The sequence below is a fragment of the Pseudoalteromonas sp. SG44-17 genome, assembly GCF_014164235.1.
Classification (GTDB): domain Bacteria; phylum Pseudomonadota; class Gammaproteobacteria; order Enterobacterales; family Alteromonadaceae; genus Pseudoalteromonas; species Pseudoalteromonas rhizosphaerae.
This window is the reverse complement of sequence record NZ_JACJEV010000010.1, coordinates 90,408-117,180: the sequence shown is the minus strand read 5'-3', so window position 1 is coordinate 117,180 and position 26,773 is coordinate 90,408. Positions and strand designations below refer to the sequence as shown.

Below are 26,773 nucleotides of genomic sequence, written 5' to 3'. Positions count from 1 at the left end.
AACGAAGAGGCTTGCAATGACGATATTACAGCAATTAATCGCAGCGAATAAACGCGGCGAAAAACAGGGTATTTATGCCGTTTGTTCCGCTCATCCATTGGTGCTAGAAGCTGCCATATTGCAAGCCAAACAAGATAATAGTTATTTATTAATCGAAGCAACCGCTAATCAGGTCAATCAGTTTGGTGGTTATACGGGTATGTTACCTGCTGATTTTATGGCATTTATTGAGCAGCTTGCGACAAAGCAAGAGTTTGCAATTGATAAGCTGATCCTTGGCGGTGACCATTTAGGCCCTGTGTGTTGGTGTGATGAAAGCGCTGAATCGGCGATGCAAAAAGCTGAGCAGTTGATCGCCAGTTATGTTGGTGCAGGATTCAAAAAAATTCACTTAGACACCAGTATGCGCTGCGCCGATGATGAATTAATTTTAGCAGATGAAACAGTTGCAACACGTGCGGCGCAGTTGTGTGCAGTGGCTGAACAAACAGCATTAGATACCTTTGGCCGCAGTGACTTAGTCTATGTTATTGGTACTGAGGTGCCGCCGCCCGGTGGTGCCGATGAGCAAATAGATACGCTTGCAGTCACAGAAACTGACCATGTTGCTAGTACATTGGCATTGCATCACGATGCATTTTTACAGCAGGGGTTATCATCGGCATGGCAGCGAGTAGTTGGCTTGGTTGTACAGCCAGGTGTGGAATTCGATAACACGCAAGTATTTGATTATGATAGCGCTAAAGCGCAACGGCTAAAGCAATATATAAAGGCCGTTGATGGCATTGCCTTTGAAGCACATTCAACTGATTATCAAACGCCCATTGCGTATCAACAATTAGTAAATGATCATTTTGCGATTTTAAAAGTGGGCCCAGAGCTTACCTTTGCTTTGCGTGAGGCATTATTTGCATTAAGCCATATTGAAGATGCGCTAATAGACACCGAGCAATGTTCACATATACGCACTGTTATTGATGCCGATATGCAGCAGTTTCCGAAAAATTGGCAGCGTTTTTATCAAGTTGATAAATCAGTGCAGCAGCTTTATCGTCGCTTTAGTTTTAGTGATCGAATCCGTTATTACTGGGGACAACAAGGCAATCAAGCTGCCGTTGATAAGCTATTTTGTAATTTACAAAAACAACCGATACCACTGCCGTTACTAAGCCAATATATGCCATTGCAGTATCTTGCAGTGCGAAATAACACCCTGCAAAACAGCCCTAAATCTTTGGTACTTCATCACATAATGCAAGTAACCAGTCGCTACGCAGATGCGTGTTTTAAACAACAATAGACGTAAGTGAGGTAGTAATGTCTAGTTATTTAGCAATTGATGAAACCCTTTTAGAAGCTAAAAATAGTTTATGGACTGCAAAAGAAATTATGCAGCAGCCCGATTGTTGGCGAGCAACGCTCAGTATTGTAAAAGCTGCGCGAGCGCAGCTAGATAGTTGGCTTGCAGGCGTATTAGATAAGCCAAATGCGCAAATAATTTTTACCGGTGCCGGTACCTCAGCTTATGTTGGTGAGGCGGTTGTTGGTTATTTGAATCAACAATTGGATATTGCTTGTCGAAGTGTTAGTAGCACAGAGCTTGTTGCCTGCCCAGAGCAGTATTTACAGCCAAATAAGTCAACTTTATTAGTGTCATTTGCACGCTCGGGCAATAGTCCTGAAAGTGTTGCCGCTGTTGATGTAGTGAATAACTATGTAAAACACTGCGCGCATCTATTTATTACTTGTAACCCTGATGGAGCACTGCATAAACAAGCAGCGCAAGATGAAAACTATTTCTCGTTATTGATGCCTACGCAAACACTTGATCACAGCTTCGCTATGACCAGTAGTTTTACCTCAATGTTGGTGGCAAGTGTGGCAATATTTAGTGATGCAGATAACGCTGTTTTAACTATTGCAGAAGCGGTTGAAAAAAATATTGCTGGTAAATTAGCTGAACTAAAAACATTGGCTGAACTGCCTATGCATCGCTTAGTGTATTTAGGCGCAGGATCCTTAAAAGGCTATGCGCAAGAATCAGCATTAAAATTATTAGAATTAAGTGCGGGTCAAGTTATGGGGTATTTTGAATCCCCGCTTGGTTTTCGTCACGGCCCAAAATCATTGGTTGATGATAAAACTTTAATTGTTTTATTTGGCTCAACTAATACCTATACCAAGCAGTACGATATTGATTTGTTGAATGAGTTACGTCGCGATAATAAAGCTATTGATGTTCACGCCTTGACGCTGCCAGATGACGCGGTGATGCAGCAATTAGACGATGTATTTAATGGCTTATATTATATGGTCTGCGCGCAAATAATGTCGTTCTATAAAGCGTGGCAACTAGGCATTACAGTAGATAACCCATGCCCAACTGGTGAAGTAAACAGAGTGGTGCAAGGGGTGACGATTTACCCGCTAAAACAAGGTGATATTAATGACTAAGCAGTATATTTATGGCATTGATATTGGCGGTAGTAAAATTGAACTTGCTGTATTTGACGCTTCATTAAAGCAACTTGAATCATGGCGCATTGCGACTCCGCAAAATAGTTATCAAGACTTTCTAAATGCGTTAGTAGGTATGATTTTAAGTGCCGATCATAAATATCAATGTCACGGTGCGGTCGGTATTGGTATGCCTGGCATTGTTAATGCGAACCAACAAGTACTGTCGGCTAACGTGCCTCATGCGACCGGTAAAAATGCCGCGCAAGATTTAGCTCAGTTAATAAATCGCCCGGTTGCGATCGAAAACGATTGCCGCTGTTTTGCACTCTCAGAAGCGCGCAGCAGCGTTGGTTTGCAACATACCCGGGTGTTCGGTGCAATTCTTGGTACTGGTGCGGGTGGTGGGCTGTGTATTGATGGTCAATTGTATAAAAGCGCCCAAGGAATTGCAGGTGAATACGGTCATTACGCACTTTCTGCAGTGTTACAGCAGAAGTACCAGTTACCTATTTTAAAATGTGGCTGTGGTTTAACAGGGTGCATTGAAAGTTATATTGCAGGCCCTGGCTTGGCGAGAATTTACCAGCACTTTTCTGGCGAAGTATTAACTACTTTTGAAATTGTTGAAGGGTTGAGAAAAGGCGACGTATTTTGCCAACAAAGCTTTGCCTGTTATTTGGATTTAATTGGCAGTACTTTTGCGGCAATTATTATGGCCTATGACCCTGAGGTGATTGTAGTTGGTGGGGGTATGTCTTTAGTTGATGAACTAATGAGCAAGCTTGAAGAGGCAATCGTACCGTATGTATTTGCTGATATTCGGGTGCCAAAAATAGTGCTTGCTGAATTTGGCGATGCCAGTGGCGCTCGCGGTGCCGCTATTTTGGCCAAAGAACAAGTGGGAGCGCTGGCATGATTGGATCCGTGTTTTACGTCAAAGCTGATGTAATTTATTGTCAAGAACGAGTACTTAAAAATCACTTCATGTTAGTTGAAAATGGCATTATTAGTCATTTTACGCAAAACCCTACAGCCGGTGTGCCTATTGATGATTATGGTAATGCTGCAATTATTCCAGGCTTAATTGATTTACACATTCATGGTCGCGAAGGTTGTGATGTGATTGATTGTAAAATGAGTAGTATTGAAACGATTTCATGCTCACTTGCAGAGCATGGAGTAACAGGCTTTTTAGCAACGACTGTGACCACCGATTGGCAACAAACACTTAATGCTATGAGTGTAATTGGTCAGGCATACACGCAGCAACCTAGCGGTGCACAGGTGCTAGGTGGCTATAGTGAGGGCCTGTTTTTCAGTGAAGTTCATAAAGGCGCGCACAATCAAGATTACTTTTTAGAGCTATCGCAGTCGCATCTAGAAGCGATGATTAATGCAGCCACGGGTAGCTTAAAAGTGGTTGCGTTGGCGCCAGAAAAGCCAGGCGCAAATGTATTAATTGAATACCTGACAGCGCAAGGAATTAGGGTAATGCTTGGTCACTGTGATGCCAATTATGAACAAACTCAAAGCGCGCTTGAGCATGGCGCATGCGGTGGGGTGCATGTTTTTAATGGGATGCGTGGCATTCATCATCGTGATCCAGGTTGTGCCGGCGCGGTATTGATGAATGATGACGCACTTGTTGAAGTGATTGCAGATGGTGTACATCTTCATCCTACAATTTTAAAGCTGATCTATAAGCTAAAAGGTCCACAAAAAATCGCTTTGATCAGTGATTGTATCAATGCCGGTGGACTAAATGATGGTGAGTATAAATTGGGTAAAATGGATGTTGTTGTGCAACAAGGTGTGGCGAGAACTGCCTCCGGCTCGTTAGCTGGCAGCACTTTAACGCTTGAGCAAGCAGTTAAAAATATGCATCAATTAGGCAGTGTTGAGCTACGTGAGGCGATAAATATGGCCAGCATTGTGCCCGCGCAATTTCTTAATATTGCCAGCCAAGTTGGTTCTTTAGCGGAAGGTAAGCATGCGAATTTTGCTATTTTAAACAGCGATTTTAGTATTCAGGCGACCTATGTGAAGGGTCAGCGGTGCTTTTTTAAAAGTGCATAAAATGGCTAAAGCGCTCGGCTTTAGTGTGGCTATGCGCTTCAAAACCCATAGAAAGTAAAATATTATAAAATTGATTGCATTTTAAGCGACATGTATGGTGATGTTCGCTATAAGTAATGCTATACTCCCGCCGAATAATTTTTCGACTTTATTAAGAGTAAAATAATGGCAGATTTATCGAAGTACAGAAACATTGGTATTTTCGCGCACGTTGATGCGGGTAAAACCACGACTACTGAGCGTATCCTAAAGCTTACTGGTCAAATCCATAAAACTGGTGAGGTTCATGATGGTGAATCAACAACTGACTTCATGGAACAAGAAGCTGAGCGCGGTATTACTATCCAGTCTGCGGCTGTAAGCTGTTTCTGGAAAGATCACCGTTTTAACGTTATCGATACTCCTGGACACGTTGACTTCACAGTTGAAGTATACCGTTCATTAAAAGTACTTGATGGCGGCATCGGTGTATTCTGTGGTTCTGGTGGTGTTGAGCCACAATCAGAAACTAACTGGCGTTATGCTAACGAATCAGAAGTTGCACGTGTTATTTTCGTAAATAAATTAGACCGTATGGGTGCTGATTTTTACCGTGTAACAGAGCAAGTACGTAAAGTACTTGGCGCAAACCCACTAATCATGACGTTACCAATCGGTATCGAAGATGAGTTCTGTGGTGTTGTTGATGTTTTAACTAAAAAAGCATACATCTGGGACGAAACTGGTCTTCCAGAGAACTACACGATCGAAGACGTTCCAGCTGACATGGTAGACAAAACTGAAGAATACTATGAAATGCTAGTTGAAACTGCTCTAGAGCAAGACGACGAACTTCTTGAAGCGTATATGGAAGGTGAAGCGCCTTCTTTAGAAGATATCAAGCGTTGTATCCGTAAAGGTACTCGTGACCTTGCTTTCTTCCCTACATACTGTGGTTCTGCTTTCAAGAACAAAGGTATGCAATTAGTACTTGACGCTGTTGTTGACTACTTACCATCTCCTACAGAAGTTGATCCTCAACCTCTTATGGATGAAGAAGGTAACGAAAATGGTCAATTCGCAATCGTATCTACTGACGAACCATTCAAAGCGTTAGCGTTTAAGATCATGGATGACCGTTTTGGTGCATTAACTTTCGTACGTATTTACTCAGGTAAACTTAATAAGGGTGACACTATCCTTAACGCGTTTACTGGTAAAACTGAGCGTGTTGGCCGTATGGTTGAGATGCAAGCAGACGACCGTAACGAATTAACTAGCGCACAAGCTGGTGACATCATTGCAATCGTAGGTATGAAAAACGTGCAAACTGGTCACACTCTTTGTGATCCTAAGCACCCAGTAACACTTGAGCCAATGGTATTCCCAACTCCAGTAATCTCGATTGCTGTACAGCCTAAAGATAAAGGCGGTAATGAGAAAATGGGTGTTGCTATCGGTAAAATGGTTGCAGAAGATCCATCTTTCCAAGTTGAGACTGATGAAGATTCAGGCGAAACTATCCTTAAAGGTATGGGGGAGCTTCACTTAGATATCAAAGTTGATATCCTTAAGCGTACTTACGGCGTAGACCTTATCGTTGGTCAACCACAGGTTGCTTACCGTGAAACTATCACTCGTGAAATCGAAGATAGCTACACGCATAAGAAACAATCAGGTGGTTCTGGTCAGTTCGGTAAAATCGACTACCGCATCAAGCCAGGCGAAGTTGCTTCAGGCTTCACGTTTAAATCATCAGTTGTTGGTGGTAACGTACCTAAAGAATTCTGGCCTGCAGTTGAGAAAGGCTTCAAGTCAATGATGAGCGAAGGTGTGCTAGCTGGCTTCCCAGTGCTTGACGTTGAAGTTGAACTTTTCGACGGTGGCTTCCATGCCGTGGATTCATCTGCAATCGCATTCGAAATCGCTGCTAAAGGCGCTTTCCGTCAATCGATCCCTAAAGCGGGCGCACAACTTCTTGAGCCAATCATGAAAGTTGACGTGTTCACTCCAGAAGATCACGTTGGTGATGTAATCGGTGACCTTAACCGTCGTCGTGGTATGATGAAAGACCAAGAAGCTGGTTTAACAGGCGTTCGTATTAAAGCTGACGTTCCGTTATCAGAAATGTTCGGTTACATCGGTTCATTACGTACAATGACATCAGGTCGTGGTCAGTTCTCTATGGAGTTCTCACACTATGCACCATGTCCACAAAACGTAGCTGAAACTGTAATCGCTGCAGAAAAAGAGAAAAAAGCTGCTAAGTAATTAGCCTTTAAACTCTTAAAAAAACCCGCTCTTGTTGCGGGTTTTTTATTGCCAGAAATATTATCCCTCCAACAATCGAATACTTTTTTGTTGTTATGCTAGCAATGAGTCGTTAGCACTCTTAGTCGCTATTGAAGCAAACAGTTAAATAATAGAAAAGAATCAACTATTTATTACTGCAGCTTAAACGTTATTCCACTCATAAGTTGTAGTTTAAAAGCTGGCTGTCTTACTAATTAAACTAGTTATTTATAACTAGGTAAAAAGTAGTGCAATTACTTGAATCTTAGTTACTAATACAGGTAGAATACCCGCTTATGCCACCCATATACGCATATTAGAGAAATGGAAGTCTCTCGAATAAAGAGACATATATGTGTACTTTTTAGGACGTTTATATGAATTCAATTAAATTGAGCCCAAACTGGCTGTTGCAGTTAGTTATGATACTAACCCTTTGTGCTGTTGCTTTTTTGCTAACAATCATCTTTGCTGTAAATCAGACTTTTTTAGCCCTAATTATTGTTCCTGTTATATTTATTATCTCAATTTTGAGCATCATCAATTTACGCTTTTTACATTGTTATAAAGCGGGCATTTATTACTCTCAGGGGTTAGGTAAAAAATATATTAATGCAGATGAAATTATTGATATTCAATTTAACTCATTAAAATTACTGACTGTATTATCGGTTTCTTTAGAAGATAGCAAAGTAATCCACTTTTATAATTGGCAGTTTGATGATCAAGCTCAGCAGTCAATTATGTATTGGTATAGTAAGAAGAATAGCTGTAATAATTCACAGCATACCCAATGTAATGCATAAAAAAGGCCGCAGTTTAGCGGCCTTTTTACTAATCTGAACTCTGCTGAATAAACTTATTACAAGCAGAGTTTAGTTTATGCTACGCTTTTTTACGGCGTAGGAATGTTAGTGGTAACGCCAGTAACGTTAACCAAAATAATGAACCTGAGTCATCGTCTTCGTCATCAGTCTCATCATTAGCGATATTAATGTAAACAAGCTGCGCATTTGATAAATTACCAGCACTGTCTTTTGCTTGTACCATTAATGTGATTTTTCTTTCAAACTCATAGTCTAAATCACCAGCAACGATTAGTTGCCCTTGCTCATTTATAGTTACTGCATCGTGGCCAGATACAATGAAGCCAATAACGGGTGTGTACTGTGCATCGGCATCACTAAAACTCAATTGACCAATGACAGTGCCAATTGGACTATTTTCACTGATGCTAAAACTCTGCTCAGGCTCTAGAACTGGAGCTTGTGGCTCAGGAATTGGCTCTACAGCAGGGGCAGATTGAATATCAATAATTACAGGATCATGATCAGAGGCACGATAAGCACTCTCTGAATACAAGCTAGCAACTTGAGAATCAGATTTAAACTCTACGTTATAATCCAGACTGATCGGCTCATCAGCATTGATATGCCAATCTGTCGCTGCAACAACCTTCGCGAGTAAGCTTGGGCTGGCAACTGCATGATCTAGGCTGCCCATACGTCCAGAAAAACTATATGAATAGCCAAGAGTGTTACCATCTAATTCTGCAACGACATTTTTAAATCCTTTGTCTGCAAATGCACGTATTGGATCTTCCATCGCATAGGCATTCATATCACCTACTAATATGATGTCCTCATCGTCTATGCCTGTTGGCTTGCTATCAAGCCAGTCTGCAAAGCCATTAGCACCAGCAACGCGGATCTCATTCCAACATGCTTGCCCATCACCTAAATCGGCATTGTTGCCATCGGCACTGCCACAGCTACCTTTGGATTTTAAATGTGCTACAGCAACAGTAAATACTTCTTCTGATTCAAGTGATTTGAAGCTTTGTGCGATAGGTGTACGGTTACTATAGTCAAATGGATATTGGGTTGTGATAGCTGCGGTGCCAACTTGTGCGACTTTATTTGCACGGTAGATAAGTGCGGTGGTAATTTCATCAGTACCAATTTTATCTACGTTAAAATTAACAAAGGCGTATTCATTATTGCTATCTTCATCGTTTAACGCATTAACTAGACTAGCAATAGCGCTATTTGCACCGAAACCATCGTTTTCGATTTCCATTAAGCCGATAACATCAGCTTCTATAGCAACAAGTGCACTGACAATTTTCGCTTGTTGGCGAATAAATTCAGCTTCACTATCAGCGCCACGACTGGTTGGGAAACCAGCACCTTGACCATCACCATTAAAGTAGTTAAGGACATTAAAACTTGCAATTCGAATATCTGCATCAGCGTGCAGTTCTGGCGCATTTGTACGTGGGTTAGTTGCAACAAAAGTTGGTTGTACTGTTGGGTGAATACGATAGCGATCAAAGCTGTAACCCATTACACCAGTGATTGCGTTTACAGAATCACCTAAACGTAATGTGTTATAAGCGTCTAAGCCAGTACCAGGGTAAGAAACTGGGTCAAGGTTTTGCTTCGTTGAACCATCATCAAGTAAGATTTGTTTTTTTATGTTTTCGGCTTCAACAGCGTTAGCAGCATCACCAGGAAGGGCTATTTGTGTACCTTGATATAAGCGTTCTGTGGCAAGACCTACTTCACCATAACGGCCTAAACCATAGTTGTTGCTAACAACCAGCGGTTGTTCTAGTGAAACCAGCATGCCTTCATAAGCTTCTAAATCGGTTACATTATTAACAGGGAGAGTGATACTTGTTGCTGTTGGCGTTAAGCCTGTAGCACATACTTCCACTTGACTAACATCACCAATTTGGGTGGCATTAAAGTATTCTGCGACACTGCCTTTAACTCGCACGTGATCACCAACATTGACATCGGTATTAGCAAAATAAACAAAGATACCTTCAGAAGTAAGTGGGTTTGTATCAATATCTGCATCAAGTGATGTAATAAAGAAGCCACTTAATTGCTCACTACCTTGAAAATCAGCAGTTACTACGCCTTCCAGCTCAATTTCTGTGTTTAACAGAGGGCTATCACCACCTTCACCTTGTACTGCGCTGATAAGTGTTTTAGCTGCGCCGCATTCTAATGGAATAACTGGTTCTGGATCTGGGGTTGGCTCAGTACTCTCACCATGAAAACCGAGCCCTGAAAAGTCATCTTTATCAAATTGTAGCCATTGTTCACTTGGATCAAATGACGCAGTAGCATCGCTGCGACCTGCAGTAATACTTAGCTTGCGACGTAAGCTTTTGTCCTTGGTGCTAACACCTCCGGCTGACCATTCGCTACCAGGGTCAACGCCTAACTGACCAAAGCTATCAACAATAGTGCCGTCTTTCGTAAGTACCAATGCATCATCACCATTGAAATAAGTAACGGTTGCTTCAATATCAGCTTTAGCTTTAAGCTCGTCTACAGAGCCTGCATTTACGATTACATAGGTGCCATTGGCGGCTAAGCTACCGGATAGAGCAAGTGTATTATTTGGAGCTGTCAGGTCGCCATTGCCATTGGCGAAAAGTGAGATGTTATAGCCATCAAGCGATAGTGTTTCGCCAGAGGTATTAAAAAGCTCAATTGCTTTATTGTTACTACCACCTTCAACATATTCTGAAATTATTAAATTAGCAGAAGCTGGTGCACTGAGGCTTGCAATTACAAGCGCCAATGGCGTTATTTTTGTTTTAAACATTATTATTTTTTCCCGTGTATTGTGTCCCGAGTGGGACAAACAGTTTAAGGAAAATTTATGACAAAGAAAATACAAAATGTTAATAATATGGAAATAAAAAGGGCGCAGAATCGCCCTTTTCTAAATTAAAAATGTATAAGGCTTACCTTTTTAGCAGTTGTGCAGCCTGCTTTGCAAAATAGGTAAGAATACCGTCAGCGCCAGCACGTTTGAAAGCAAGCAAGGACTCCATAATTGTGGCTTCTTCAGCAAGCCAGCCATTATCAATCGCCGCTTTATGCATCGCGTACTCGCCACTCACTTGATAAGCAAACGTCGGCACACCAAATTCATCTTTAACTCGGCGTACGATATCTAAATAAGGCATACCGGGTTTCACCATCACCATGTCAGCACCTTCTTGTAAATCCAGCGCTACTTCACGAATGGCTTCATCGGAATTAGCTGGGTCCATTTGGTAGGTTTTTTTGTCCGCACCTTTTAAGTTACCAGCCGAACCGACTGCATCACGAAATGGTCCATAGTAACTTGAGGCATATTTAGCTGAATAAGCCATAATGCGTGTATGAATATGGCCTTCGGCCTCTAGCGCTTCACGGATCGCGCCAATGCGGCCATCCATCATATCTGAAGGGGCAACAATATCTGCACCCGCTTGTGCATGAGATATCGCTTGTTTAACTAATATTTCTGTCGTGATGTCGTTAATTACATAGCCATCATCGTCGATAATTCCGTCTTGCCCATGCACTGTAAAGGGATCAAGTGCTACATCGGTGATTACCCCTAATTCTGGATAGGCTTCTTTGAGTGCGCGTACAGTGCGTTGTGCCAGTGCATCATCATTGTAAGCTTCTTCAGCAAGCAATGATTTTTTGTCCGCAGGGGTGACCGGAAAAATAGCGATTGCAGGAATACCTAATTCAACCAACTCTTTTGCTTCAATCAGCAGTAAGTCAATCGATAAGCGCTCTATGCCTGGCATCGATGCAATGGCTTCTCGGCGATTGTTACCTTCAAGCACAAATACTGGGTAAATTAAGTCATTCACACTGAGTTGATTTTCAGCCATCAAGCGGCGAGAGAAATCATTGCGGCGCATTCTGCGCATGCGAGTATAAGGGAAAAGGTCGAGACCTGATTGGGCCATTATTTGCTCCTAGTCTAAAATTGGAAAACTAACTACACGATTACGCCCACTTTGCTTGGCATGATAAAGTGCTTTGTCGGCGCAGTCGGTGAATAATCCCGGATTGTGAATGTCTTCAGCGATGGCGCTATATACACCAGCACTAATAGTAAACTTTATCTCATTGTTTGCTACTGTAATTGTCGCATCCATGATTGCTTGGCGGATTTGCTCCGCTATTTCTACAGCACCACCGAGGGCGGTATTGGGGAGTAAGATAACAAACTCTTCGCCACCATAACGGGCTACTTCGTCAAGTGGGCGTTTTAAATGGCTTTTTATAATGTCAGCCACAGCACGAATAGTTTGGTCGCCAATTAAGTGCCCATAGGTGTCGTTAATGCTCTTAAAGTGGTCTATGTCGAGCATTATCACGCTTAAAGATGTTTGCTCCCGACGAGAGCGACGCAAGTCCATTACTAGCTTTTTATCGAAATAGCGGCGATTTTTTATTTGTGTTAATGGATCTTCCATATTGATTTGTTCAAGTGCGCGATTCTTTTCTTCAAGCTCACGCAGAGTGACCTGAAGTTCAAACGTTCGCTCTTCTATATTTGCTTCTAAATCTAACCTAGCTTGTTCTTGCAGCTCTAAACGTTCTTGTAAGATGGCATCTTGTGCTTCACTTTGGGCTATTTTACTCTGCTGTGCAGTAACTTGGGCATCGCGTTCGATTAAAAAGTGTTTGATGGTAGCAAAGCTTAAACTGAGTGAGCAGATTAAAAAGCTAAAAAATACAAACGGTAAACCACGCGCATTAAAATCATAGAAATTAAACACAACAATAATCATGTAAAGCTGTGCGGAAAAAAACATCAACGCTCCACATAGCAGCGCACATAGTGGCTGTGTTCGCTGTTGCTTAATATCGATCCCTAACGCCGCTATGTGTAATAACATCACTAGCGCGGGCAAGAGTAGACTGTAATAAAGCATGATATTTGTTGGTAATAACCAAATAAAAAATAGGCTGATAAAAAGTAACCAGTTACTCAATCTATGTAAGGGTTGCAGCCACATTTTCGTGGACAGTCGTAATTGTTCAAATAATAGTTTGAATAAGCAAGTGGTTAATATCAGCATGCTTGGAACTGCAAGCTGCTGCAGACTAGGCAAAGACGGGTGAAAATAGCGATAGCCAAAGCCATATAAGTAAATCAGTAATAACCATAAAGTCATTAAAATAGTGCCACAGAGTGCAAAGTAGCGCTTTCGTGAAAAACCAAACATAACCAAGCAAGTGATCGCTAAAGATAAAATAAACCCGACTAGCAAGCCATACATTAAATTAAACTTACTTTTATATTTTAAATATTCATCATATTGCCAAAGACTTAACGGCACTCTGACACCATCTAGACTTTTAATATGAAGTAGTAATGTTGAGTTACTTTTCGGTGGGAGTGTTAGCTTTACTAATAATGATTCTGTTTTAATTTGTCGGTTATTGAGTGGTAATGCATCACCAATTTCTTTAAACAATAATCTGTTTTGCTTAAAGTAATGGTATACAGCCACTTTATCTAATAACGGATTATCAATGGACAGTAAAATTTGTAGACCTGAATCCTCAGCGTTGACCAGTTGTAGGCGCAGCCATACGGCTTGATTGGTTAGTCCTAAATTGAGCGATTGCTCAGGAAGTTGTTGCCATTGCTGAGTAGGGGCTAGCTTAGCTTGCTCTATTGTTAAAGGTTGTTGAGAATATTCAAAAGGAATATTTAATATATGTTCAAAATGCTTATCTAAGGTGATCTGCGTTGCATTGGCTGAGAATGAAATAAGTACAAAGCTATAAAGCAGCAACCAAACACGCTTCATTATCAGCCCTTGTGGTTGAATAACTGTTGGAAGTTAAGTGTAGTTTGCTTTGCAACAGTTGCAAACTCTAGACCTTTTAAGGACGCAATTGTTTGGCATATATGTGGTAAATAGCTTGGTTCATTGCGATGCGATTTTGGTTTTGGAGTTAACGAGCGTGGGATCAAAAACGGCGCATCTGTTTCAATTAATAGACGCTCTAATGGCAGCATAGGCACTAGTTGTTGTAGTGATTTACCACGACGTTCGTCACAGACCCAACCAGTAATACCAATGTATAAACCGAGTGATAAGTATTGCTCTAAGGCGTGTTGATCACTGGTAAAACAATGTAATACTCCTCGCACCGAATACTGTTGCAGTATCGCCAGCATATCTTCGCTCGCATCTCGCTCATGTAAATATACCGGAAGATTTAACTCTACCGCTAAAGCGAGTTGTCGGTGTAACACAGAACGTTGAGTTTCACGAGGCGAAAAGTCGCGGTTGTAATCTAACCCGCATTCACCAATTGCTACAATCTCAGGATTTGCAGCAAGAGCGCACAATTGTATTTCTAGTTTTTCATCGACTGATTTTGCGTCATGGGGGTGAACACCGGCGGTAGCAAGTAGGTGGTACTGTTGTGCTAAGTGAAGAGCTTGCTGGCTGGAGTTTATATCGCAACCAATTAACAGCATCTGGCTAACATTTTGCGCTTTTGCACGAGTAATGATAGCCGAATGTTGAGCATCAAATTGATGATTGGTAAGATTTACGCCAGCATCAATAAGTGATGTGGTCATTAATTAGTGCGCTTAACGCGGATTGAGCGATTCTGACCTGCTTTTTTCAATAAAAATGAGTTGAACATACCGCGCTCAATAATTACAGTATCATCTTGGTCGATACGCAAGCTATCTGAGCCAATTTGGCGCCATTGTTGGCCGTTATTTAAACTAATTATTAACTCACCGTAAGGTGCTTCTTTTACGTTAGTCACGACGGCAGTAATTTCATTGTCGTTTTCTTTTACTAGTTCTTTATGCTCTAAGCCAAAATCTTCATTTTTAACTTTAACTATTTGCTTACTAGCAACAGCTACATCGGCTGTTGCGGTGACTGAACTTGCAGGTGGAGTTAAGGTTTTTGTTGTTTCTGGTTTAGTTAATGACTTGCCTGCCATGGTATTGTCGTAACAAAGCAAGCGATTGAAGTCATTTTCAATAAATGTACAGGCTTGTAAAGCTTGTAAGTTAACTTCATTGGCATGAACAGTTGGAATGCTTAACAAGGCAAGTATTGGTAAAAGTTGTTTTTTCATTTATTCCTCTGATTCATCTTGTTGAGGTTTAGCCTTATAAAAGGATGCTAAGATTAAACCCAATTCAAATAACAGCAGCATTGGAAATGCTAATAAAGATTGTGATAGCACATCAGGTGGCGTTAAAAACATTGCTACAACAAAAACCCCGACTACAATATAAGGGCGTTTCTCTTTTAAACTTTGTGTTGTGGTAGCGCCACTAAAACATAACAGCATAATAGCTACCGGAATCTCAAAAGCGACCCCAAAGGCAAAAAAGAGCTTCAATGCAAAACTTAAGTAGCTACTAATGTCTGGTGCCAAGGTCATCATTTCTGGACCAACGCTAGTAAAAAAGCCAAGAATAATGGGCAGCACTACAAAGTAACAAAATGCGATACCACTATAAAAAAGAATAATGCTTGATGCCAAAACAGGCATTAACATACGTTTTTCATGTTGGTATAACCCTGGCGCAATAAAGCCCCAGATTTGGTGTAAAATTAACGGAAACGCTGCAAATAAAGCGACAAATAAGGTTAACTTAAACGGCGCAAAAAACGGTGCAGTTACATCTGTAGCGATCATGGTTGCTGTACTTGGTAAGTGCGCAACTAATGGAGCCGCTACAAAACCGTAAATATCGTTTGCAAAGTAAACCAGCGCAATAAAAAATACTAATATGGCTAATAAGGCTTTCATGAGCCTATTTCGCAATTCAATTAAATGACTTACAAAGCCTGATTTAACTTGTTCAGTCATAATTTAACTCGTTACCGATATATAGACCATAGCTAACAAAAATAATTTCATTTTTGTTCATCAACATTCACTTTATCTGCTTGCTCAGGAGGATTTCTTTTATAACTATGGGTGACCGAGTCCGCAGCCTTTTGCAATTCGCTGACTGAATCTTTTATTGCAGGACTTAAGTTCTGCATGCCTTGTTGTTCGGCTTTTTTTAAATTTTGGTGTAACTCATGCACTCTTAATTCTTCATTAACTTCAGCCTTAACCGAATTAGCCAGCGATTTTATAGTTTTTATCCAACGGCTAACAGTACGAATAGCAACTGGCAACCGCTCAGGGCCAAGTACCACTAAGCCGACGATTAACACCACAACAAGTTCCCACATACCCATGCTAATTAAGCCTTATGGTCTTCTTTACTTTTATCAACAGACTCTTTGTTTTGTATTGGGTTATTTGCTTGTTCAATTGGTTCTGCTGGTTTATTTTGCTCATCTTCAGAGACTGCTTTTTTAAACCCTTTTACAGCGTTACCTAAATCACCGCCAATACCACGCAATTTTTTCGTACCAAAAAGTAACACTATGATTGCCAAAACAATTAACAATTGCCAAATACTAATGCCGCCAAAACCCATGATGTTCTCCACTTAATTAAATACTGTGAATTAAAATTATTGTACTGATTATACTCACCGAGCACTAAATAGCACTTAGTTTATGCAGCGCTGCGCCAAGCAAGTATAAAGCCGCTTAAAGAGCATATCGCAGCAATACCTGCAGCGACAAGGTCATGCTGCAAATAACATAACCCTGATACTATCATTGCTGAGCCAGCAAAAAGACCAAGTAATAATGGCTTGTGCGATGGCTGTGGCAGTGGTGCAGGACTGTTGCGCTGTTGTTTTAAGTTGTGGTAGATCAAATCAGGTAACTCGGGCATTTTTTCTGCCCAAAATGGTAAATTTGCGTATACCTGTTTAAATACCGACCAAGGACCAACCTGTTGCTTTACCCAGTCTTCTAAAAAGGGTTTAGCTGTTTTCCATAAATCTAGTTGCGGATATAGCTGACGCCCAAGGCCTTCAACATACAACAAGGTTTTTTGTAGTAGAACTAATTGGGGTTGAACTTGCATATTAAAGCGACGAGCGGTATTAAATAGATTAACTAAGACATGGCCAAATGAAATCTCTGCTAATGGCTTATTAAAAATCGGCTCGCAGACAGTGCGAATGGCAAACTCAAATTCTTCCACGCTGGTGTCTTTAGGTACCCAGCCAGAATCGACATGTAATTGTGCGACTTGACGATAATCGCGATTAAAAAAGGCAATAAAGTTTTCGGCTAAGTAACGTTTGTCTTCTTTGTTTAGCGTGCCCACGATGCCACAATCGATACCGATAAATTTGGGGTTTTCAGGGCTTTCATAGGATACAAATACATTACCAGGGTGCATATCAGCATGAAAAAAACTATCACGGAACACTTGGGTGAAAAACACCTCCACACCGCGTTCAGCCAGTAGTTTCATATTGGTGTTTTGCGCAACTAATGCCTCAGTATCAGACACTGGAATGCCGTAAATTCGCTCCATGACTAGTACATTTACGCGACTATAGTCACTGTAAACATAGGGAATATAAAGCGAATCAGAACCTTCAAAATTACGCTTTAATTGAATGGCGTTTGCGCCTTCACGCATCAGATCAAGTTCATCAAGTAAGGTTTTCTTATACTCTTTGACTACTTCAACAGGGCGTAACCTTTTCGCTTCATTGATTAACTTGGCCACTATTTTAGAAAATTGTTCCATTAATGCTAAATCAGCGTCAATTTGTTCTCTGATATCAGGGCGAATGACTTTGATAACCACCTTTTGTGGTTGATTATGCTCATCCACTAAAGTGGCTGTATGTACTTGGGCAATGGATGCTGAAGCTAAAGGGGTTTGCTCAAAATCACTAAAGTATTCACTGATATCATCGATTTCGAGTGCATTTTCAATTAGTTGTTGTGCTAACACACCATCAAATGGCTGTACTTGATCTTGCAGCAAGGCTAGCTCTAAAGCGATATCTAGTGGTAATAAATCGCGCCGAGTAGATAACATTTGGCCAAATTTGATCCATACTGGCCCCAATTGTTGTAATGCTAAACGCAGTCTTAACCCTGCTGGTTTTTCTGGGTGCTTATTGGTTAGCCAAAATAGACATGCACGGCCAACTTTGCCATACCAAGGTATTTTTTGTGATGGGATCAGTTCATCCAAACCATAGCTAAGGAGGGTTTTTGTGATGTTATAAAGCCGAGCAGCTGACACAGATAATCCTTACTGATTCATTTTGCTTGAAGTAGTTGGTTGATACGTAACTCAAGTTGCGCAACATGTGCTTTGAGTTGACGCGTGTGTTGCTTAAATTGCTCAAGCTCTAAAGGATGAATGGTCACTTTGAGCTCGTCTTGGCATAAAGTAGTTAGCGTTGTAGAGAGTTTCTTGTTGGCTTTTTGACTTTGCTGTTGAGTTTGTTTAACTAACTGCCATAGTTGCTGTGCCGCTGCGTCACCAAGATAATCAGATAAGTGTTCAGGCCAATCGATATTAAGCGCAGCGAAAGCATTACTAAACCCTTGTGCAATATTTAGATCACCTTGCAAATCGAGTTTATCTTGGCGGATTAACTGAGTCAGCATTGCAGGGTTTTTAAGTGCCATTAAAGTATTAATATCGGCGCTTATCATGCAGTCATATTGCGTTTCGGTAGTGTTGTATAAATGCAGTTGTTGGCCAGTAAACACCACTAAAAACTGCTGTTGCCAATCGCGTATATCAATTAATAAACGTTGTTGGGATATTGACGACAGTCTATCGCTAAGAGTGGGATCGAGTTTAAGCGCCGTATTTAAAACCCTTTCGACGAGTGCGACCATGAAATTATTTAACATACAATACCTTAGCAATAAACTTTACTAGCTAGTGTGACGCTTAATATTTAAAGCCACGATGTAATGCTACAATACCACCGGTGAGATTTTGATAGGTGGTTTGCTCAAATCCAGCCTCGTTCATCATTGCTTTTAGTGTTTCTTGATCTGGGTGCATACGAATTGATTCAGCTAAATATTTGTATGATTCACCGTCGTTAGCAACTAACTCACCCATTTTAGGTAGTAAGTTAAATGAGTAAAAATCATAGGCTTTACTTAATACTTGATGCTCTGGTTTGGAGAACTCCAATACCAGCAGACGACCACCAGGCTTTAAGATTCGGTACATCGAGCGAAGTGCTTTATTTTGATCTGTAACATTACGTAAACCAAAGGCAATGGTAATTAAATCAAAACTATTATCAGGGAAAGGCAGTGCTTCAGCATTCATTTGTACGTAGTCAATATTACCGACAAGACCTAGGTTATGTAGCTTTTCGCGCCCGACTTTAAGCATTGATGAGTTAATATCACCTAATACTACTTGCCCAGTATCACCAACTAGTTGACTAAACTTTGCCGTTAAGTCGCCGGTGCCACCGGCTAAATCCAGCACATGATGGCCTTTACGCACACCTGAACTAGCAATGGTTTGACGTTTCCATAAACGATGAATACCAAACGACATGAGATCATTCATTACGTCATATTTAGTAGCAACGGAATGAAATACATCGGCAACCATAGAAGCTTTTTCGGTTTCGGCAACGGTTTTATAACCAAAATGCGTGGTCTTTTCAGGATTCTCGTTCATGATTAATCTCTATCGTGGTAATAAAGACTAGTGTACTTGATTGTTACGCCATGGTGCAATTTGAATCTGGGGAAAATTGCTTGTGGATCAAGCTTTATGAGTTACGGCTCACTGTCCGGCAATAAAGCTGCTTTGGCCAAGCGATCTGGCTTTATGTGCTGCATTGGAGGCTTTACGGGCAAGATTATTAAAATCTTTTTCGTCTAAGTGCTTGGCAATCCCTAATGAAAGGTTGATTGCTGGAAGTTTAATACCGTTTTTAGAACTAACGAAACGTAATTTTTCGACTCCATTACGGACTTTTTCAGCAATTACATTCGCAGTTTCAGGGTCGATATCAGCCAGTAATACAGTAAAAGCATCTTTGCCTGTTCGCCCTGGTAGGCCACTTTCAAATACATATTTTTGAATTTGTTTAGCTACCTTGCTTAAAATTACTTCACCAATGATATCGCCGTAGTTATCAATAAAGTGATCTAGGTTATCTATTTGAATGGCAATCGCGCACACAGATTTTTTTTGGTCTAACCATAATTGTGTTTGCTGGTTTAAATAATGACGTTTAAAAAGGCCTGTTTGTTGATCGGTGATGTGTTGTTTGCGTAATTGTACGAGTTGTTGTTGAGTTTTTTCTTGTCGTCGCTTTGCTTTGATCAGCTCTTGTTTAAATTGTTTATGTTGAGTGAGCAAGTGAGCAGTTTGCTTATTTAATGTCTCAAGTGCGAGGCGAGTTTGGGCAATATTATTTTCATCTAAAGAATGTACACAGTCGCTGACTTGACTTGCAAAGCGGATAATATCTTTTTCGGTTGAGTGCGCGCTACGTGATAATGAATTAATAATACCATCAACATTACGAACCATATTGGTTTCAGCTTTATGGGCTTGATCCATGTAATCGAAATAAAGTTGTTCTACATAAACACAGTCAATTTCTTGGCCTTGGGCAATTGCACGATCGATAGTGGTATTTAAATCAGAATTAACTTGGCTAACGTAGGTGTAGACAACGTGATAATTAAGAGGAGTCGGTGGTAATATATGATGTTCTAAAAAGATACATACCTTGGTCATTTTTTCTTGAGCAATAGCCATGGAATCATGGAACATCATTGTATACACCAATTAAATACACGTAACAGCGAAATTAAATAACTCTCTCCGTGAGGTCTTGACGCAATCCTAGCGTATGGGATTGCCTTACATTAATCTGTATCGGGGATATTTAAAAGCAAAAATATGTAATTTGATAGCGAAATTTCTATTTTTATCGCTCAATAGCTGGTTTTCTCGACAATCTTATTAAGCAATAAAAAGTGCTGATTAACTACTAGTCAATAGTCGCGGTTAATTTAACCTTGTATTTATTGCCCTTGGTCGCATTTTTTTGGTTATTGTAGCAGTCTAGGTTAGGTTAACCCTCACGTTTTCAGTAGCAGATCCCTATTATTATGAAAAAATCACCTTCATCGGTTATGCGTCATTCTCTGTTAAGCATCGCCTTGGCATGTACATTAAGTGCTTGCCAAATGACCACCGTAGATAGCGATCAACAATTTACGCAAGTTGCGCAATCAATTGTTGATTATCGTAAAAGTATTAGCACGTATAGCAACCCCGAGGGTGTTGATGGTTATTTGTTAACTAATTTATCTGCTGAGTTTCTTGAAAAGAAATATCAACATAACACTGAATTATTAGCGCAGTTAGATGCAATAGATAAAGATAAACTCAGTGATGAAAACCGTATTAATCTCACTATAATTCGTGGACAAGTACAAAATAGTATCGATGAATATGTATTTAACAGCCACTACATGCCGCTTACTTCTGAATATGGCTTTCACTCTAGTTTATCTTTTATGGTGTCGAGTTCAGATTATAAAAAATTAGCTGATTACCAGCTTTATTTGCAACGTTTGCAGCAAGTTCCTCGATTTTTTCAGCAAAACATCGGCTGGATGCGCAAAGGTTTAGAAGTTGGTTTAACGCAACCGAAAGCGGTGCTTGTGGGTTATCAAGACTCTATCAGTGCATATATTGTTGATGACGCTACTGAGTCTGAGTTTTATAAACCATTTTTAAATAATACCGCTGGTTTGAGTGATGGTGAGTTTTTTGCTTTACAACAACAAGCAAAGAAAATTATTAAAGAGCAGGTGATTACTGCTTATCAAGATTATTTAACATTTTTTAATGAAGAGTATCAGCCAGGTGCGCGTACTGAAATTGGTATCTCTGCAACACCTAATGGTGCTGCGTTTTATGCCAATCGCGCCAAGTATTATACCACCACAGATATGACGCCAAAAGAAATCCATGAACTGGGGTTAAAAGAAGTGGCACGTATTCGTGCTGAAATGGATAAGATTATTGAGCAAGTTGGTTTTAAAGGCACGTTTGCTGAATTTGTGCACTTTTTACGTACTGATCCGCAATTTTATGCTAAAACACCGGAAGAGTTATTAAAAGAAGCATCGTACATAGCTAAAAAGATGGATGCACAATTACCTAAGCTATTTCATACCTTACCACGGATGCCTTATGGTGTTGCGCCGGTGCCAGCAAGCATAGCGCCTAAGTACACGACTGGCCGTTATTCTGGTTCGAGTCGTGATGATCAAGCGGGTTATTACTGGGTAAACACTTATGCACTTGATAAGCGCCCTTTATACGTATTAGAAGCTCTCACTTTTCATGAGGCTGTACCAGGGCATCATTTACAGATCTCCCTTAATGCTGAATTAGAAAACTTACCAAGCTATCGTCAGAATGCATACTTATCGGCATTTGGTGAAGGGTGGGGGTTATATTCTGAGTATTTAGGAATTGAAGCGGGTTTTTACCAAGACCCATACAGTAACTTTGGCCGTTTAACTTATGAAATGTGGCGAGCAGCTCGTTTAGTGGTTGATACTGGCATGCATATGTATGGCTGGAGCCGAGATCGCGCGATGAAGTTTATGAGTGAAAATACGGCATTGTCACTACATAACGTGAAAACCGAAACTGATCGTTATATTTCATGGCCAGCACAAGCACTATCATACAAAATTGGTGAGCTGACTATTAAGCGCTTACGTAAAGAAACCGAGCAAGCGCTTGGTCAAGATTTTGATGTACGTGAGTTTCACCATCAAATACTTCGCCACGGTTCTGTGCCAATGTCAGTATTAGAAGATCAAATCCATCAATATATTGAAACTGAGCTGGAAAAGCGCGGCTAAATTACAACGTTCAATTTATCTCGGTTCGTGCTGATTAGCGTGTAACCGAGCTTTCCTTACAAAACATTTGCTTGAAACTTGTTCTGCTTATATTCTCAAAGCTGGAAAAACAACCAGCAAGGGGCGCTGCATGAGTAATTTAATAGTTTTTAGCATTGATGTGTTTGCCAGCTTATTTATAGTGGTATTTGGGTGTTTAGTTTTAGTTGTTATTTATTTTTATATCAGTGATGTAACTCAATCTAAACAAGCGATTAGACGTAATTATCCGGTAATAGGTCGGTTTAGATACTTTTTTGAGCGCCAAGGTGAGTTTTTTCGTCAATACTTTTTCGCTATGGATCGCGAAGAAATGCCATTTAATCGCGCCGATCGTAGTTGGGTTTATAAAGCGGCTAAAAATGTTGATCGTACCACCGCCTTTGGCTCAACTCAGAGCCTAGAAGTTACCGGGACCGTGATGTTTATGAACTGCGCGTTTCCTACCTTGGACGAAGAAGCGCTTGAACCTAGTGCAGTTACGTTAGGGCCGCATTGTCGAAATCCTTATATTACTAAATCGCTATTCAATATTTCAGGTATGAGTTTTGGTGCGTTATCAAAACCTGCTGTACGTGCGTTATCGCAAGGTGCCAAACTCGCTGGTTGTTGGATGAACACTGGTGAAGGTGGTTTAAGCCCTTATCACTTAGAAGGAGGTGCCGACATTGTGTTTCAAATTGGCACAGCTAAATATGGTGTGCGCGATGAACAAGGTAAATTAAGTCATGAGAAGCTCAAGCAAATAGCTGCGCATGAACAAGTAAAAATGTTTGAAATTAAAATGAGCCAAGGTGCTACACACCAAAAGTTAAAAACCCTGCAGATTTACTTGATATGATTGCCTCGGTGCGCGAAACGACTGGCAAGCCAACCGGCTTTAAAGCGGTTATTGGCGCTTATGCATGGCTGGAAACCTTGTTTGCTGAGATCAATCATCGTGGTATTGAATCTGCGCCCGATTTTATTACTATCGATAGTGCTGATGGCGGTACCGGTGCTGCACCACAACCGCTGATGGATTCGGTGGGTTTACCACTGAAAGAAAGTTTACCTTTGGTTGTTAATATGCTCGAAAAGCATGGCCTGCGAGAGCGAATTAAAGTTATTGCGTCAGGCAAACTGATTGTGCCGTCTAAGGTTGCATGGGCGCTCGCGCTGGGCGCAGACTTTGTTGTATCGGCACGTGGTCATATGTTTGCTTTGGGTTGTATTCAAGCGCTGCAATGTAATAAAGACACTTGCCCAACAGGGATAACCACACACAACGAGCGGTTGCAACGTGGCTTAGATGTCGCCGATAAAGCGCAGCGCGTAGCAAACTACAATAAGTACATTCATTATGGTGCGGGTTTAATTGCTCACTCATGCGGGGTATTTAGTGCCCGTGAACTTGGCCGCCAGCATGTGCGCGTTGTGCAAGAAAATGGTTTATCAGAGCCGCTTGATAAAATGTATGAAAATTACCAGTAATTTAAAAGACTAGGTAATAGAAGCTAGGTCCCGCCCAAATAGGTTGATAAAAGGCACTAAATAAAGTGCCTTTTGCTATTTTTATAAATTTAATTTAGTTGGCTTATCAATAAAGAGAAAAACTCTTCTTTGTTATTGCAAGTGTGGGCGTTGAGTACTAACTGCTCACCCAGCGCTAAAGTGTGGCGTTGTACGTCTAAACGCGCCTGCGCATCTTCAATGCCATCAATGTCAGCAACGTGTGCTAAGCCGATAGTGCGGCGTATCAGTTCTGTCCCACAGTAACCAATCGCGTCTTGTAATACTTGTTGCATAAAATACTCGCCATAACCAGCGGCTTTTAAATTGTTATCTGTGGTTTGCTCTGCAATAAATGTCAGCCACTGTTGTTCAAACAAAGAATAACTCTCTTGCAGGCAAGTCAGTAAATGGGTGTGATAGTTACGGCGTGTAACAAATTCACTAATACGAGCATTTTGCGCGCAGTAGTTTAATAATAAATTGCCGATAAATGAGCCGATATCAAAGCCAACTGGGCCAAAAAAGCCAAATTCAGGGTCGATCATCTTAGTGGTTTTTTGATCGACAAAAATACTGCCGCTATGCATATCACCATGTAATAGCGTCTGCGGGCATGATAAAAACTTAGCTTTTAGTTTTGCGATCGCTAAATGTAATGCGGTGTTATTTTGTAGTTTATTGACTGTACTTTGCAACTCGCTTGGGTAGTTATTACGCTCATGTTCACGCAAGATATCGTTGAAAAACAAATCTTCAGTAATTTGGCACAACTCTGGATTAGTAAACTGACTGACTTTGGCTTTTTTATCTTGCGCGGTTAGGTAAAAGTCTGAGTTATAAAAACCAGTATGGCTTAAGTAGTGAGCCACATGTTGACCTAATAGCGGAAATTGCTCTGCGTTTATTTGTGCGCTACGCAAAATTTGTAAGTGACCAAGATCTTCTAAAATGGTCAGTGCTTGCTCTGGATTATGATGCAATACTTTTGCTGTGTAGTCAGGGCTTAATGCGCCGTGATTGAGTAAAACCTCAGCTTCAATGCGTGCTCGGTCAAGCGTTAATGGCCATGACTCACCCACACAGCGCGCATAAGGTAAGGCTTGCTTTAAAATAACGCTATTACTTTGCTCGTCGCTTATTCTAAAAACGAGATTTAAATTGCCATCTCCAAACTCATACGCCGATAACGTTTGGTCAGGATCAAACAAATCATACCCATCTTTAGTTACAAGATTTTTAATATAATCAATCGCATGCTGTGCATTAAAGGCAACGTATTCGGCCATCGGCGTACTCTCAGAAAATGATAAACAATAGCATTCTATACCTTCAACCGTTTAGATGTCTACACTTCTGGGTTGTGCGTTTTAAAAACTACTGTAAAATAACCTCAGCCTAACGATTATTCAGGATCAATCATGCAAGACCTCATAGCGAGCAGTTTAAAATATCAAAACAATACACTAAGCGTGTTAGACCAATACCTACTGCCGCATCAGCAGGTATGGCACGAATGTGATGATGTAGCCAGTATGAGGGATTTAATTCTAAGCTTAAAAATACGCGGCGCACCGCTGATTGGTTTAGGAGCAAGTTTGCTAGTTGCCCATTTGGCAGAGCAAGGCACAGCTAAAGTAGCATTAGCGCAGGCGATTGATGATTTAGAAGCCACTCGGCCAACTGCGGTTAATTTAATGCATTGTATGGCAAAGTTACGTATTGCATTACAACAAGATGATTATGTAACGGCAATTGTAAGCGCTGCTGTAACATTGTTTAATGAAGATATCGCCTTGTGTGAAAGCATGGCAAATCATGGTGCTGCATTGGTTAGCAGCGGCGATAATATTCTCACACATTGTAATACTGGTGCCTTAGCAACCGCAGGTATTGGTACTGCTCTTGGTGTTATTTATAAAGCGCAGCAACGTCATGGCGATATTCATGTATGGGTGGATGAAACGCGGCCATTATTGCAAGGCGGGCGTTTAACCGCGTTTGAACTTGAGCGCTGGCAAGTACCTTACACCTTAATTTGCGATAATATGGCAGCGAGTTTAATGGCTGCTGGCAAGGTTGATAAAATTTTTGTCGGTGCAGATCGTATTGCTGCAAATGGTGACTTTGCTAATAAAGTAGGCACTTATAACTTAGCAGTACTGGCGCATTTTCATGACATCCCATTTTATGTAGTAGCGCCGCTAACAACCCTCGATGTAAACACAGCATGCGGTGCAGACATTGAAATAGAACAACGTAACAGCGCAGAAGTGCGCGGTGTAAGCGGAAGCTTTGGTGAAGCGCTATGGGCACCTACAAATGCTAACGTATATAATCCCGCATTTGATGTAACCCCCGCTAAGCTTATTACCGGCTGGGTACTCGATACTGGCGTTTATGACCAACAACAAGTTTTAGTTGGTGAATTAAAAAGGCTGGTTTAACAGCCTTTTGCCACATACACCCATGCATTAATGCCGCTGCTAAATGACTCTTCAATACGGATGTAGTCATTAACTTCGTAGCTATCCGCGTTAGCAAGTTCCTCTAAGGTGATAGTAAAAATAGTGCCAGTTACTGTATCTGTTGGCAGGCCTGTTTTAATTAATGCTGGATGAAAACGCTGGCCGCTGCTTTTCAGCACGGCGGCGTCGGTGACCTCAACTTCGCCTACTACGTAACCTTGTAGTGTATCGGCTTGGCCTTCGAGCAAGCGGCCAAAGGTATCAAGCTGTACTTGCTCTAATTGCAGTGTGCCGTATGAAAACAACTTTTCCATTTAAACTCCATTATTAA

22 protein-coding genes and 1 pseudogene are annotated in these 26,773 nt (G+C 40.9%); 9 read left to right on the top strand and 14 right to left on the bottom strand.

The window, feature by feature from the left end; translation table 11 throughout:
• The first annotated feature begins 16 nt into the window (after window positions 1-16).
• From H5182_RS09750 to H5182_RS09725, 6 genes are all read left to right on the top strand, one after another.
• Complete coding sequence (locus H5182_RS09750; RefSeq protein WP_149982228.1) at window positions 17-1,300, top strand: D-tagatose-bisphosphate aldolase, class II, non-catalytic subunit; 1,284 nt, start codon at window positions 17-19, stop codon at window positions 1,298-1,300.
• A 17-nt stretch (window positions 1,301-1,317) separates the two neighbouring features.
• Window positions 1,318-2,454: an SIS domain-containing protein gene (locus H5182_RS09745; RefSeq protein WP_182759940.1), complete on the top strand. Its 1,137-nt coding sequence runs from the start codon at window positions 1,318-1,320 to the stop codon at window positions 2,452-2,454.
• Window positions 2,447-3,376 carry an ROK family protein gene (locus tag H5182_RS09740; RefSeq protein ID WP_145240076.1) on the top strand — a complete coding sequence of 310 codons (930 nt, stop codon included), beginning with the start codon at window positions 2,447-2,449 and terminating at the stop codon, window positions 3,374-3,376. Before H5182_RS09745 ends, H5182_RS09740 begins: the two co-directional genes overlap by 8 nt.
• Window positions 3,373-4,536 carry an N-acetylglucosamine-6-phosphate deacetylase gene (nagA, locus tag H5182_RS09735; RefSeq protein ID WP_145240074.1) on the top strand — a complete coding sequence of 388 codons (1,164 nt, stop codon included), beginning with the start codon at window positions 3,373-3,375 and terminating at the stop codon, window positions 4,534-4,536. Before H5182_RS09740 ends, nagA begins: the two co-directional genes overlap by 4 nt.
• 165 nt (window positions 4,537-4,701) lie before the next feature.
• Complete coding sequence (gene fusA / locus H5182_RS09730; RefSeq protein WP_145240072.1) at window positions 4,702-6,786, top strand: elongation factor G; 2,085 nt, start codon at window positions 4,702-4,704, stop codon at window positions 6,784-6,786.
• A gap of 398 nt (window positions 6,787-7,184) precedes the next feature.
• A complete protein-coding gene (locus H5182_RS09725; protein ID WP_145240070.1) occupies window positions 7,185-7,613 on the top strand; it encodes a hypothetical protein in 429 nt (142 codons plus the stop codon).
• 79 nt (window positions 7,614-7,692) lie between these two features.
• Here H5182_RS09725 and H5182_RS09720 read toward each other — a convergent pair whose 3' ends face one another.
• From H5182_RS09720 to H5182_RS09665, 12 genes are all read right to left on the bottom strand, one after another.
• Entirely contained in the window at window positions 7,693-10,431 is a 2,739-nt protein-coding gene (locus H5182_RS09720; protein ID WP_145240068.1) for an ExeM/NucH family extracellular endonuclease, read from the bottom strand.
• Window positions 10,432-10,573: 142 nt separating this feature from the next.
• A complete protein-coding gene (gene hemB / locus H5182_RS09715) occupies window positions 10,574-11,581 on the bottom strand; it encodes a porphobilinogen synthase (protein ID WP_145240066.1) in 1,008 nt (335 codons plus the stop codon).
• Between the two features lie 9 nt (window positions 11,582-11,590).
• Window positions 11,591-13,441, bottom strand: a complete 1,851-nt coding sequence (locus H5182_RS09710) for a diguanylate cyclase (RefSeq protein WP_182759939.1) — start codon at window positions 13,439-13,441, stop codon at window positions 11,591-11,593.
• Between the two features lie 2 nt (window positions 13,442-13,443).
• Window positions 13,444-14,226 (bottom strand): TatD family hydrolase, encoded by a 783-nt coding sequence (locus tag H5182_RS09705; protein WP_182759938.1) that lies wholly within the window; start codon window positions 14,224-14,226, stop codon window positions 13,444-13,446.
• Window positions 14,226-14,744 carry a hypothetical protein gene (locus H5182_RS09700; protein ID WP_145240061.1) on the bottom strand — a complete coding sequence of 173 codons (519 nt, stop codon included), beginning with the start codon at window positions 14,742-14,744 and terminating at the stop codon, window positions 14,226-14,228. Before H5182_RS09700 ends, H5182_RS09705 begins: the two co-directional genes overlap by 1 nt.
• Window positions 14,745-15,488 carry a twin-arginine translocase subunit TatC gene (gene tatC / locus H5182_RS09695; RefSeq protein WP_145240059.1) on the bottom strand — a complete coding sequence of 248 codons (744 nt, stop codon included), beginning with the start codon at window positions 15,486-15,488 and terminating at the stop codon, window positions 14,745-14,747.
• 47 nt (window positions 15,489-15,535) lie between these two features.
• Window positions 15,536-15,868 carry a Sec-independent protein translocase protein TatB gene (gene tatB, locus H5182_RS09690; RefSeq protein ID WP_182759937.1) on the bottom strand — a complete coding sequence of 111 codons (333 nt, stop codon included), beginning with the start codon at window positions 15,866-15,868 and terminating at the stop codon, window positions 15,536-15,538.
• Window positions 15,869-15,873: 5 nt separating this feature from the next.
• Window positions 15,874-16,113, bottom strand: coding sequence for a Sec-independent protein translocase subunit TatA (gene tatA / locus H5182_RS09685; RefSeq protein WP_064666784.1), 240 nt, complete (start codon window positions 16,111-16,113; stop codon window positions 15,874-15,876).
• Between the two features lie 80 nt (window positions 16,114-16,193).
• On the bottom strand, window positions 16,194-17,798 hold the full coding sequence (ubiB, locus tag H5182_RS09680) for a ubiquinone biosynthesis regulatory protein kinase UbiB (protein ID WP_145240055.1): 1,605 nt from the start codon (window positions 17,796-17,798) through the stop codon (window positions 16,194-16,196).
• Window positions 17,799-17,815: 17 nt separating this feature from the next.
• Window positions 17,816-18,421, bottom strand: coding sequence for an SCP2 domain-containing protein (locus H5182_RS09675; RefSeq protein ID WP_145240053.1), 606 nt, complete (start codon window positions 18,419-18,421; stop codon window positions 17,816-17,818).
• A gap of 40 nt (window positions 18,422-18,461) precedes the next feature.
• Window positions 18,462-19,217 (bottom strand): bifunctional demethylmenaquinone methyltransferase/2-methoxy-6-polyprenyl-1,4-benzoquinol methylase UbiE, encoded by a 756-nt coding sequence (gene ubiE, locus H5182_RS09670; RefSeq protein WP_145240051.1) that lies wholly within the window; start codon window positions 19,215-19,217, stop codon window positions 18,462-18,464.
• Window positions 19,218-19,325: 108 nt separating this feature from the next.
• Entirely contained in the window at window positions 19,326-20,312 is a 987-nt protein-coding gene (locus H5182_RS09665; RefSeq protein ID WP_145240114.1) for a diguanylate cyclase domain-containing protein, read from the bottom strand.
• Between the two features lie 356 nt (window positions 20,313-20,668).
• Here H5182_RS09665 and H5182_RS09660 point away from each other — a divergent pair, with 356 nt between their 5' ends.
• Complete coding sequence (locus H5182_RS09660; RefSeq protein ID WP_145240049.1) at window positions 20,669-22,444, top strand: DUF885 family protein; 1,776 nt, start codon at window positions 20,669-20,671, stop codon at window positions 22,442-22,444.
• 130 nt (window positions 22,445-22,574) lie between these two features.
• Window positions 22,575-23,956, top strand: a pseudogene (locus H5182_RS09655) (FMN-binding glutamate synthase family protein).
• 89 nt (window positions 23,957-24,045) lie between these two features.
• Here H5182_RS09655 and mtnK read toward each other — a convergent pair.
• A complete protein-coding gene (gene mtnK / locus H5182_RS09650; protein ID WP_145240045.1) occupies window positions 24,046-25,263 on the bottom strand; it encodes an S-methyl-5-thioribose kinase in 1,218 nt (405 codons plus the stop codon).
• Window positions 25,264-25,395: 132 nt separating this feature from the next.
• Between mtnK and mtnA the strand changes: the two genes are divergently transcribed.
• Window positions 25,396-26,421: an S-methyl-5-thioribose-1-phosphate isomerase gene (gene mtnA / locus H5182_RS09645; RefSeq protein WP_145240043.1), complete on the top strand. Its 1,026-nt coding sequence runs from the start codon at window positions 25,396-25,398 to the stop codon at window positions 26,419-26,421.
• On the opposite strand, the gene H5182_RS09640 is transcribed toward mtnA, so the two are convergent.
• Window positions 26,418-26,756, bottom strand: coding sequence for a gamma-glutamylcyclotransferase family protein (locus H5182_RS09640; protein WP_182759936.1), 339 nt, complete (start codon window positions 26,754-26,756; stop codon window positions 26,418-26,420). The genes mtnA and H5182_RS09640 overlap by 4 nt on opposite strands.
• Window positions 26,757-26,773 lie beyond the last annotated feature (17 nt).